This is a genomic window from Actinocrinis sp. (assembly GCF_035946395.1).
Classification (GTDB): Bacteria; Actinomycetota; Actinomycetes; order Streptomycetales; family Catenulisporaceae; genus Actinocrinis.
The window spans coordinates 1-11309 of the sequence record NZ_DASYZI010000430.1 but is presented as its reverse complement, the minus strand read 5'-3'; the positions used below and the strand labels follow the sequence as shown (position 1 = coordinate 11309).

The following is an 11309-nucleotide window of genomic DNA, read 5'->3' as shown; positions in this document are numbered from 1 at the left end:
CGCGTCGTGGGCGGTGTGCAGGCGGTGGGCGATCGCGATCACCGTGCGACCGTCGAGCACGGCTGAAAGCGAACGCTCCAAGTGACGGGCGGCACGCGGGTCGAGCAGCGAGGTCGCCTCGTCGAGCACGAGAACCTTCGGGTCGACCAGAAGCAGCCTGGCAAGAGCCAACTGTTGGGCTTGGGGCGCCGTGAGGCTCACTCCGCCGGATCCGACGCGGGTGTCGAGTCCGTCAGGGAGCGCCATCGCCCAGGAGTAGGCGTCCACGGCGCTCAGCGCGCGCCACAGCTCGTCGTCACCATCGCGGGCCTGCTGGTCAACGCCGACCTGTGAGGCACCACCATCACGACTGCTCTCGCCGCCGCCACCGTTACTACCACCACGACCACTACTACTACCGCTACCGCCGCCATTACCCCTACCGCCGCCCCTACCACTACTGCCACCACCACAGCGAGCGCTTTCACCAACAACACCGCCATTGTCACCACTGCCACCGCCACTACTACTACCACCACTACCACTACCACCGGCACCGGCACCGGCACCGGCACCCAAGCCACTGACCTGCTGACCATCGCCGTTCGCCAGCCCCAGGTGGAGGTTGTCACGCAGCGTCCCCGCAAAAACGTGGTGATCCTGCGTGACCAGGACTACCTCACCGCGCAGTTCGTCCAGCGGCAGCTCGATCAGGGGCGCACCACCGAGGGCAACGGTGCCCACGCGTGGCCCATGGATACCGGCGAGAAGACGCCCGAGGGTGGATTTTCCTGCACCGGACGGACCGACCATGGCGAAACGTTCGCCCGGACGCACAGTCAGGTCCACACCGTGCAGTACGTCGCGGCCCTCGACGTAGGCGAAGCGAACAGTGTTTCCGACAAGCTCGCGTGGCTCGGCGACAGTACGGTCGCCCGGCGCGCGGTCCGGCGGAACCTGCGCGACGCCGAGGAGACGGGCTAGCGATGCCCCGCCGACCTGCAACGTGTCCAGCCAGTCAAGGAGGGTGTTGAGCGGAATCATCAGCTGTTGGATATAAAGCGTCACGGCGGTGACCTGAGCGAGGCTCACCCAGTGGCGGGAGTACGCGTAACCACCGAGCAGAAGGGAGCCTGCCACCGGTACGACATAACTGAATTCCTGAACCGGCCACATCACGACGCGCAAGCTCAGCGTGTAGAGCTCCGCCGCGTAGGAGCCTCTGATGTCCTCGTCCGTGCTCGCGATCCGGCGCTGTTGCAGGCCGAACGCCTCAACCGTGGCCGCGCCCTCAACGGTCGCGGCAAGACCGTCGGTGATCCGCGCATACGCGGCCGCTTCGCGCAGATAGCCAGCAGTGGCGCGACGCAGATACCAGCGGGTGACTACAGCGAGTGGAGCCGCCACGATCAGGATGACCGTCGACAACAGCGGCGACACCAGCACGGTGGCGGCAAGCGTCAGCAGCATCGTCACGAGCGCGACGAGGATTTCCGGGGCGGCCATCTGGGCCGAGCGCCGCAACGCGTCCACGTCCCGCGACGCGCGGGTGACCAGGTCACCGCTGCCGGCACTCTCCACTGTGGACAGCGGAAGAGCGAGCACCTTGTCCACAAAGTCCTCACGCAGTTCAGCGAGGACCGTGGTACCGAAACGCCCGGCGGCGACGTAAGCGTAGCGGATGAGCGCAGTCTGCACGATGACGAAGCCTGCGAGTGAGGCTGCGAGTAGGTTGACGTGGCCGACCGTCGTCCCGTCCTGGACGCCCTGGACAAGCTGACCGAGCAGGCGCGGGCCAATCAGCCCTGCCACCGCCGCAAGCGCGTACAGAACCATGGTCTCGGCGAGCGCGCGAGGGTGACGCACGACGATCTCCCGTGCGTATCGCCGCACCTGCTTCGGGTCGGCGATCGGAAGGAGCTTGGCGCTCACCCTTCGTCCTCTCCGCGGGTGACAACCGCCGCATAGCGCGGTTCGGTCGCAAGCAGATCGCGATGTGTGCCCACTGCGACGGTGCGGCCTTCCTCGACGAACGCGACGCGGTGCGCGCGATCGAGCAACAGCGGGCTGGTCGTGAACACCACAATCGTGGCCGATGCGATTGCCGATACCGGCCGCGACGACGCCGCCAACGCTGCTTCCGGTGACGCCCCCACCAGCGACGGCTCAGAGACCGATGGCTCACCGGCCGATAGCTCAGGGAGCGAGGGCTCGAATACCTCCGCCAAAGCGGCAGGTCGCGAAACCTCACCACCAGCTATGGCTGCCAACGCCACGAGCCGTCGCGAGGCTTGGTCGACCTCGTCCGTACCCGCGTGCCGCCACTCCCCCGGCGACTCCCGCGGCAACTCCCCGGGCAGTTCCTCCGCCGCCTCAAGATCGAGCGGTGCATCATCAATAGACGGATCAACTAGGCCGACTTGGCCTTCTCCCTTACGAAGCATTCCCAGGCTGGCAAGGTTCTGCGCGATCCGCGCCTCCGTATGCGCGTCCACCGCGCTCGTCGGCTCGACGAGGATCGTGATCTCGCTACCAGCCAACAGTGCCCTGGTGAGGCGAAGACGCTGCAACTGTCCGCCGGAGAACGTGCGCCCGCCATCCACGACCTCGGCGTCGAGGCCATCCTCCAAGGCAGCAATGACATCCCGCGCTGACGCGATGTCGATCGCGGCGAGGATCTCTTCGACAGTCGCACGTCCGCTGGGGTCGAGCTCGACGCGAAGCGTGCCAGTGAATAATCGGTCGCTGTTGCGTGCCAACAACACGCGCGACCGGACCTCCGCCAAACGCATCTCAGCCAGCGGTACACCGCCGAGCGTCGGACGCCCGCTGTCCTCGAAGCGCGCGAGACGAGCTGCCAGCGCCTCGGCGTCGGCAGGGTCGGCACATGCGACCGCGAACAGCGTGCCTGGCTCGACCTCGATACCTGACTCCCCATCAGCGAGCATCGAGCCCGCAGGGGGCGAGACCGGCCGAACAGGGTCGTCGATGTCAGGCCTGAGATTCAGAATGCGCACGACGCGACGGGCCGCAACGTGCGCGCGTGTGAAGTTGTCCGCGGCCTCCATGAGTGTGCGCAACGGTTCCGCGAGAAACGCCGCGTAACCGTAGAAGGCAACGAGGTCACCCACCGTGATCCGGCCGTTGAGCGCGAATCGCGCGGCCAGGAACGTCACCCCGGACACGATGATGCCCGGCATCAGTACCTCGACCGCCGCGAGTCCCGACTCGACTCGGGTGACCGCCAACGCAGCGACGCGCAACCCCTGGGATTCGCGCCGGTAACGATCAGCGAACGCTGACTCGCCTCCGATGCCGCGCAGCACACGCAGCCCGGCCGCGATGTCGATCGCGCGCGCGGTCAACTCGCCCTGTTGCGAGCGGAAGTGCTTCTGCCGCTCGTGCAGCGGCCGCAGCAGAAAGCCGGTGAGCGCTGTCAGCACCGGCACGCCCAGCAGCACGATCAGGCCCAGTGGCAGCGACGTGGTGAGCATGATCGCGGCGATGGCGATAATCGCGACGACCGCCCCGGAAAGTCTGGCCGTGACATCGAGGCCGCTGCCGATCTCGTTGATGTCCGACGTACCCACGGCCACCACGTCGCCTTGCGCGATGTGTTTCTGGAGCGTCGCGCCGAGCCTGACCGTCTGCCTGGTCACCACTTGCACCGTCGTGTAGGCCGCCGCCAGGTAGTTGCTCATCGCATTGCGGTGCCGCAAGATTCCAGACACCGCGGTCGTGGCGCCCAACAGCAGCACAACCGCCGCCCAGCCCAGCAGTTCGGCTCGGTCGCGATGGACGATGCCAGCGTCGATGGTGCGGCCGATCACGGCAGGCATCAACGCCTGCGAGACCATCCACACGACACCGAAAACCATGCCGCCGAGGATCGTGGAGCGCAGCTCACGAGCCAGCCAGAGGAGGTATCGCGTGGCTGATCGGACATCGGGGTCGCCGGGATCCGGCACGGGAAGGCGTCGCATGGCGCCTTCACGGTAGGGCGCGCGACGACGCGGTCGCACCTGAATTACCAGCGCTGGCAAAGGGGGCACGGCAGGTGGAAACGATCGAACTGACCGGGCAGGCACTGCAACCCGATCAGGTGGTGTGGCTCGCCCGGGAAACGGGACGGACCGTGCGGGTCGCGATCGCTCCCGATGCCCTGGCCCGAGCCGCCGCAGCAGCCGAGACCGCCGAACGCATAGCGGCGCGCCAACCTGTATACGGACGTACGACCGGCGTAGGGGCGAACCGCACTGAGCATGTCGCGAACGGCGACCGAGAACACGGCCTGCGGCTGCTGCGCAGCCACGCGAGTGGAATCGGCCACCTCGTCTCCCCCGCAGCAACCCGCGCCATGCTGGCCGTACGAGCGAATCAACTGCTGGCAGGCGGGGCCGGCCTGCGCCCGGAGATCGTAGAAGTAATCATCGCCGCACTCAATGCCGACGTCCTCCCGGAAATCCACGAGTACGGCGGCCTGGGCACCGCAGACCTGACGGCGCTCGCCGAACTGGGTCTAGCCCTAGTCGGCGAACGTCCATGGATCGCAGCACCCCCCACCGCGCCCCCCGCCCTCACCCCCGCAACCACGCTCACTCCCCCCACCGCCACCTCACCATCACCAATATCACCATCACCAGAGCACTCCACAAATAACGACCACACACTGACCCCGCACCACACCATCGGCCCACGGCTCGTGGCCGTCACATCCGGCGATGCGCTCGCGTTGATAAGCAGCAGCGCTCTCACGATCGGCCGCGCCTGCCTGGAATGGCGCGACACCTCGCGTTGGGTGCACGCCGCGCACGCCGTCGCCGCGCTGTCTCATCTCGCCCTCGCAGGTTCCATGGAACCCTTCAGCCAGGAGGTTCACGATCGCCGACCGCACCGCAGCCTGATGGCCTCAGCAGCGCTCATCCGCGCGCTGCTCTCCGACCAAAACAGATCGGCTGCCCGTATCCAGGATCCATTCGCGCTGCGCTGCATCCCCCAAGTGCACGGCGCAGCGCTCTCTTCGCTCGATGAACTGGAGCAGGTCCTAGCAGTCGAGCTGAACGTCGCGGCCGAGAACCCGCTCATCAGCGTCGACAACGAGACGGTGTATCACCACGGTGGCTTCCATCAGTCGCTGCTGACCCAAGCGCTCGACGCGCTCAAACTCGCGCTGCTCGCGGTCGGCCAGCTCTCCATCGCTCGACTCGACCTGATGTTCCACCCCGAGTTCACCGGCCTGCGCCCCTTCCTCGCTGACGGGGAGCCCGCGAGCTCAGGCGTCATGATCCTGGAAAACGTCGCCCACGACGCACTAGCCGAGTTGCGTAACGCGGCGATGCCCGCCGGCCTCGGTCACGCGGTCCTTTCTCGCGGCGTCGAGGATCACACACCGTTCACCAGCCATGCTGCGCGCCAAGCCGCCCGCGCAGGTGACGCGCTACAACTCGTCCTGGCCACAGAACTGGTAGGCGCGATGCGCGCCCTACGCCTGCGCGGCGTGACCCCGGCTGCCAGCACACCGCTCGACACGCTCTACACCCTCGCCGAGATCCTGGACCCGAACACCGTGGACAGATCCACGACCGCCGACGTCCACGCCGCGGTGGGCCTGCTGCCCCAATTCGCCGACGTCGCCGCGAAGGCACTGCTGCCTGCGCCCTGACCACACACGCCGGGCTGAGGACACACGAACGCGGCGGGACCCAGCGCCCGTATCACCCGAACGCACACCGCCAAACCCGTCACGTGGATCACCCACACGCGTCACTTCCACACTCAACCCAACCCAGCAGACGACGAAAATTGCCCCCATAGCCAGTACCGGCTGACTGACAAACACCGCAGTCGCCCACATGGCTCAGTGCCCACAAGCCTCCGAAGCACCTGCTCAGCTATCAAGTATCAGGACACGTATCCGAGAGCCAGCGCACCCACCACCGGCGCTAGTTACATCACGGGGTACGGGATGCGCGAATACCAGCGCACCCGCACAACCGTCGTGATGGCCCCGATGAAGTACAGCAAGCGCTATCCCAGCCACCTCCCCGAGAAGCGGCACTGCCAGCCCAACCAGCAGCTCCACCGCCCCAGCGGCCTTTGCCAGACTCAGCCACAGCCACCACGAGCGCGGCACCCCGTAGTCCGCCAAAGGCTGCACGACCCACGACGCATGCACGAAAACGGAGATCGCCGAGAACCCCACCGCAGCCGCAGCCGCGACGGTGACGACAGTATGCGCAGTAGACACCGGAACTCTCCTCAATCGTCGATGCCAATGTCGACGTCGATCTCAATGTCAGCCGAACGCCCGGAAGGCGTCTCAGGCCTCACTCACCATGACGGAGCACACCGCACGAATGTGACAGCAAGCCCACAGACCATCACCGCCGTCCCGAAGACTCACAAGCATCCACCGCCACCACCGCCACGCATGCGATCAAGATCCGGCTCGATCACAGTAAGTAACCAGCCGAGCCACCCACCACGATCCGCTACCCTGTCTTCCGGGCGTTCCCAAACCGCTCGGATCCGGGTCAGACCCCCGCGCCCCAGGGACACGCTCGTAACCAGCCAGGCCCACGTAGCTCAGGGGATAGAGCACCGCTCTCCTAAAGCGGGTGTCGCGCGTTCGAATCGCGCCGTGGGCACCACCACTGACCAGCGTGGGAACGACAGAAAGCCTCGGGCCCTGGTGGGGGCGCGCTCGGAGTTGCGGACCAGCAGTGCGCCGCACGTCGGCTCGCGGCTGGGTCCGGACACGGTCGTGTCGATCGGGTGGGTTGCGGCGGGGGATCCGGCGCGACTGTTCCCGCCGGATCAGTATTCGGAGTTGCGGGAGGTGCAGCGCAGCCTTGGCTTTCGGGAGTGGTTTACGGTGTGCTGCGCGGCACCTCCATGCGCACGATCACAGCTCGGTGGAGTGGGTTGAGTTCTACGGCGCGCATCGAGAGGATCGGGTGGTTGAGCCTTGAGTTGTGAATTGGTGAGTTGTGAATTGTGTGCTGGTGAGTTGTGGGTTGGTGGGTTTTGCGTTGTGAGTTGTGGGCTGGAGTGAGGATCTACGGTGTGCCTGTCGGCGCTGGGCTTGTGGGTCAGTACATTTCGACGCAGTCGTAGCTGTAGCCGGGGCTCAGGTAGCCGGTGCCGCTGGAGCCGCTGATCACGGTGATCGTCATCCGGTTGGTGCCGGAGACGAATGCGCTGGCGGGTACGGCGTACGTGTACAGCGCGTTGTTGCCGCGGTAGGTGCCGATGGTCAGGCTGCGTGAGCTGGGCTGGCTGGAGGCAGAGGGCGCGGGCGAGGTCCAGTTGTTGACCGCGATCTGCGGGCGTCCTCCCGCGTAGGCTGCGGTGATGCCGATGCGCACCGTCCGCGCGGCGATCTGGCTGGAGTTCAGGTTGAACACGACGGTCGTCGAGTTGTTCACGTCCTTCCATTGATACGCAGGGAACGCGGTTGGCTGGCTGCTGCCTACGGTGTAGGTCACTGGTCCCCAGCTTGCGTTGCGCGTGTCGGAGGGGTGCATCGAGGTCAGGTTCGCCCAGTTCTTGAAGCCGGACGGGGTACCGTCCCAGGTGCCGATGCGGAAGATCGGCGAGGCAGGCGTGCTCCAGCCGGAGGTGAGGTTCTGGCCGGTGGTTGTGGCCCCGGCGGTGACCGTGGCGGTGCGAGTGGCTACGGCCAACTCACCCTGGTAGAGCGTCTGGGTGTACGTGCCCGGCTTCATGGCCGGGCTGGTGAAGTCCCCGGTGGAGGGGTTGGGCGCGGCCCAGTACTGCGCGGTGGAGTTCGCCCAGCCGACCAGCGGGGTCGCACTAGGGTCGACACCTGACGCCTTGCCGACGACGTATCCGCGTCCTGACGCGGCGACCGTGCCGGCGAATCCGAAGCCGTACATGAAGCTCAGGTCCGGTGCGGACGGGGTCGAGCCGTTGGTCACCAGCAGCGCATACGGACCGTAGAGCACGTTCAGCCGCTGCGCCTCGGTGTCGTTGTGCCCGGACCACAGGTAGTTGTAGACCTGGATCGAGTCGCTGGTGCCCTGCTGCTCGATGTCGCGGAAGAACGGGCCGCCGCTGCTGCTCTCCCGGCTGCCGAAGTCCATGAAGACGCCGACGCCGTTGCCGGTCACACCGCGCACGGTCAGGTTCTGGGCCTGCCGGTTCGAGTAGTACTTCGAACGGGTCTGGCCGTTGACCGCGTAGATGTCCGTCGACTCGATCGCGGTGCCGTTCTGGATGTCGGACGGCGTGTAGATGTTGGGCAGGACGCTGCGGTTCAACGACTGGATCCAGCGCAGTTCCCCGGCGGCGGCCGAGTCGACGTACGTGGCCATGTAGACGTTGTTCACGCCGCTCTGCACCACGAAGTAGTGGTGAATGGTGCCGCTGCCGTAGAAGTTGGTCGCGCTCTCGGTGACCACGATGTAGTTGCCGGTCTGGTACGCGCTCACGCTGGCGCCGCTGCCGAGGCCGGATTCGACGTTGGAGGGGCGGCTCGGCGAGGTCAACTCGGTGCCGTTGTAGACGAACGAGGTCATGTCACCGTTCGACTGGCTGATTTTGAAGGTGAGGCCCGCACCGGTGCTCACCGTGAAGTATCCGCCGCTGCTGGTGTAGCCGAATGCGGTTGCGGCCTGCGCACTTGGCGCGGCGAGCAGTTGCTCGGCGCCGGATGCACCCAGGCCGAGCACGATCGCTCCGGCTCCCGCCCGGCTGAGGAACTGACGGCGGCTGGGACCGGACGGCCTGGGGACGGCGTGCGGGCCGGTGTCTGAGCCGATGTCGGGGGTGGTTGGGGATTGGGGATCGGACATGACGGACTCCCTTGTCGCAATCTGAGCGATCATGTTGATAGGCGGCGGTTTCGGCACCGTAGTTTCGAACGCGCATGCCTGCAATGCGACGGGGGATGGTGGCCATGAAGGGGTGGTCAAGTGCAGTTCAGGGGGGACAAATGCTGAACTGTCAGGCTGAAAGTTACTGACGTGTCGGGTACCGGGTGTTGGGTACGGGGTGTCGGTGGAGTGTGGGATGCGAGTGTGGCGGCTATGGGTTATGCGGTGGCGGGCGGAGCATCTGGACGGTGGCGGATTTCGGCAGGGACTTCGACGGCGGGGACTGGCGTGACACGGCAGTGGACCAGCTTGAGGCCGCTCTCCGCGTCCAGTGACCAGAAGTAGAAGCCTGTGGCAAGGTCGCCGTAGAGGTCGGTCTCGGGTTGGCCGGCCGCCTCGGCGTAGAGTTCGCGGGCTCGGCGCGCGGTGATGTAGTCGGCGGTGATGCTGGCGCGGACGAACAGATAGTAGGCGTGGTCGTGGTCGTGGTCGCGGCCGTGGTCATAGTTGTGGTCGTGACCGTGGTCGTGCTCAGGCATCTGAAGCGCCGCCGCCCGGCTCGGTCCAGGCGAGTTCCGCCCACCAGACCGCATGGTCGGGGTAGCGATTGTGACCCCATTCGTCGCAGGACGCGTTGATGAGGGTCAGACCGCGGCCGTATTCCTCGGCTTCGGCGGCTCGGTCTCGTTGATGATCCTCCGCGTGGAGCGTCGTCCACGGCGGCGCGGGGAACGCGGGTGCGTCGGACGGTGGAGGCGGCGGGTAGCCGAACGGGCCGCCGTCCCGCAGTTCGATTCGGAGGTGTCCCGGCTTGATGTCGAGGGTCAGCTCGAACCGGCCGCCGCGGGAGGTGGAGTGGCGCACTGCGTTCGTCGCCAATTCCGAGACGATCAGTTCCGCGTCGTCGCGGCGCGGGCACCCGGGCAGGAGGTTGCGCACCGCCATGCGGGCCACTGGCACCATGGAGGAGAATCCGGGCAGCACGATCACGATGGGCATGGCGATTCCGGTTCCCCCGTGTGGGACGCCGTGAAGAGTTGGGGATAACTCCCTAGGGAGCTTCACCCTAGAGAGCTTGCGGCCTCCTTAGGGAGCCAGTCAAGCTGGCCACGCCGATATTCGTCCTCGACCTTCGGGGTGAGACCGATCGCCACGCGGAAATACATGAAGATCGCCGACGAACTGCGCCAGCAGATCGTGGACGGCAGGCTGGCTCCAGGCGCGCGCTTCCCGACCCTCGGCGACATCCAGGGGCTCTACGGCGTAGCCGAGGGAACCGCCCACCAGGCCACAAGAGTGCTGGTCAACGAGGGCCTGATCGATCCGAACCCGGGCGCGCAGACCCGCGTGCGCGAGCGGCCCGAAGTGATCCGGCTCGTGCGTTCCTGGTACCTGGAGCCGCCGTCGGGCTCGCCGTGGCACGCGGACCTGGCGGCACAGGGGCGCGTTGGAGCGGTATCGTCGCGTTCGACGACGATGAATGCGCCCCCTGCGATCGCCGAGCGCCTGGCGATCGCGACCGGAGACCGCGTGATGCGCACGTCGTACACGTACACGGCCGACAGCAAGCCGGTCTTCCTCGCGACGAGTTGGGAGCCAGCCGAGCTGACGGCTGGCACTGCCTCCCAAATGCCCGAGGGCGGCCCGCTCGGCGGCTGGGGCGTCGTCCGGCGGTTGCGCGAGGTCGGGATCATCGTCACGCGCGCGGTCGAGGAGATCGTCCCGCGCACGCTCACCGGCCCGGAGGCGGAGGGGCTGAATCAGCGGCCGGGCATTGCGATCGTCGTCATGCTGCGCATCCACTACGCGGGCAATCGGGCAGTGGAGACGAGTGATCTGATCATCACACCGCCGTACCGGCCTCAGGTGGAGATTCCGGTACTGGGGGCAGAGGACTACGACATGGGGGTGCAGTAGTGGGAGTAGCGAACGCGGGAGTGAAGGGTGGGGGTGAGAGTGGGGACACGGGTGGGAGTAGCGAGCGTAGGAATGGGAGTGGAGAGGCGGAGGGTGGAAGCGAGGATGGAGATGCGGTGGGGATAGCGAGTGTGGAGGCGGGGAGGAGCGGGCTGGGGGCGGGTGGGGACTGGGCTGGGCTGGGCTGGAGGGTGTCACGATAGGCTCGTGACGTGCAGCGGGTTGATGTGGCGTTTCTGGTGGCGATGGACGAGGAGATCGAGGGCATCTTCGATCTCGGCGAGTGGGCGGCGGCGGGGGCCAAGCCGTTCGACGTGTACGAGTATTCGGCGGGGACGCGGGGCGTGCGCAGCGTGATCGTGCATACGGGGATCGGCACGACCAACGCCGCTGCGGCTGCGCAGTTCACGCTCGACCAGTTCTGTCCGCACCGGATCGTGAACCTCGGTCTTGTCGGGTGCCTGGACACGGCGATCGGCATCGGCACGGTGCACCGCGTGGAGCGATGCGCGTTCTTCGACGTGGACGCGACCGTCTTCGGGTACAAGATCGGGCAGATTCCGCGCACGTCGGTGA

The 11309-nt window shown here is 66.6% G+C and carries 8 protein-coding genes, 1 tRNA gene and 1 pseudogene; 4 read left to right on the top strand and 6 right to left on the bottom strand.

Annotated features, from left to right (window positions below):
- The coding region (locus tag VGS97_RS27170) for an ABC transporter ATP-binding protein (RefSeq protein WP_326856514.1) at nt 1-1911 on the bottom strand (1911 nt) is incomplete at its 3' end.
- The gene (locus tag VGS97_RS27165; protein ID WP_326856513.1) at nt 1908-3962 is read right to left on the bottom strand and encodes an ABC transporter transmembrane domain-containing protein; all 2055 of its coding nucleotides are present in this window, start codon (nt 3960-3962) and stop codon (nt 1908-1910) included. The genes VGS97_RS27170 and VGS97_RS27165, both read right to left, overlap by 4 nt.
- Nucleotides 3963-4036: 74 nt before the next feature.
- Between VGS97_RS27165 and VGS97_RS27160 the strand changes: the two genes are divergently transcribed.
- On the top strand, nt 4037-5641 hold the full coding sequence (locus VGS97_RS27160) for an aromatic amino acid ammonia-lyase (protein ID WP_326856512.1): 1605 nt from the start codon (nt 4037-4039) through the stop codon (nt 5639-5641).
- Nucleotides 5642-5866: 225 nt separating this feature from the next.
- Here the strand turns inward: VGS97_RS27160 and VGS97_RS29705 are convergent, their stop codons facing one another.
- Entirely contained in the window at nt 5867-6154 is a 288-nt protein-coding gene (locus tag VGS97_RS29705) for a DoxX family protein (protein ID WP_349262281.1), read from the bottom strand.
- 399 nt (nt 6155-6553) lie between these two features.
- On the opposite strand from VGS97_RS29705, the gene VGS97_RS27155 reads away from it, so the two are divergent.
- Nucleotides 6554-6629 (top strand) — tRNA-Arg (locus VGS97_RS27155).
- A 441-nt stretch (nt 6630-7070) separates the two neighbouring features.
- Here VGS97_RS27155 and VGS97_RS27150 read toward each other — a convergent pair.
- From VGS97_RS27150 to VGS97_RS27140, 3 genes are all read right to left on the bottom strand, one after another.
- Nucleotides 7071-8795 carry a rhamnogalacturonan lyase B N-terminal domain-containing protein gene (locus VGS97_RS27150; protein WP_326856511.1) on the bottom strand — a complete coding sequence of 575 codons (1725 nt, stop codon included), beginning with the start codon at nt 8793-8795 and terminating at the stop codon, nt 7071-7073.
- Nucleotides 8796-9034: 239 nt separating this feature from the next.
- The gene (locus VGS97_RS27145; RefSeq protein WP_326856510.1) at nt 9035-9355 is read right to left on the bottom strand and encodes a hypothetical protein; all 321 of its coding nucleotides are present in this window, start codon (nt 9353-9355) and stop codon (nt 9035-9037) included.
- Nucleotides 9348-9815 carry an ATP-binding protein gene (locus tag VGS97_RS27140; protein ID WP_326856509.1) on the bottom strand — a complete coding sequence of 156 codons (468 nt, stop codon included), beginning with the start codon at nt 9813-9815 and terminating at the stop codon, nt 9348-9350. The genes VGS97_RS27145 and VGS97_RS27140 overlap by 8 nt, the downstream gene beginning before the upstream one ends.
- A gap of 165 nt (nt 9816-9980) precedes the next feature.
- Between VGS97_RS27140 and VGS97_RS27135 the strand changes: the two genes are divergently transcribed.
- On the top strand, nt 9981-10733 hold the full coding sequence (locus VGS97_RS27135) for a GntR family transcriptional regulator (RefSeq protein WP_326856508.1): 753 nt from the start codon (nt 9981-9983) through the stop codon (nt 10731-10733).
- A 212-nt stretch (nt 10734-10945) separates the two neighbouring features.
- Nucleotides 10946-11309 (top strand): annotated as a pseudogene (locus tag VGS97_RS27130) (hypothetical protein); the annotation flags it as partial.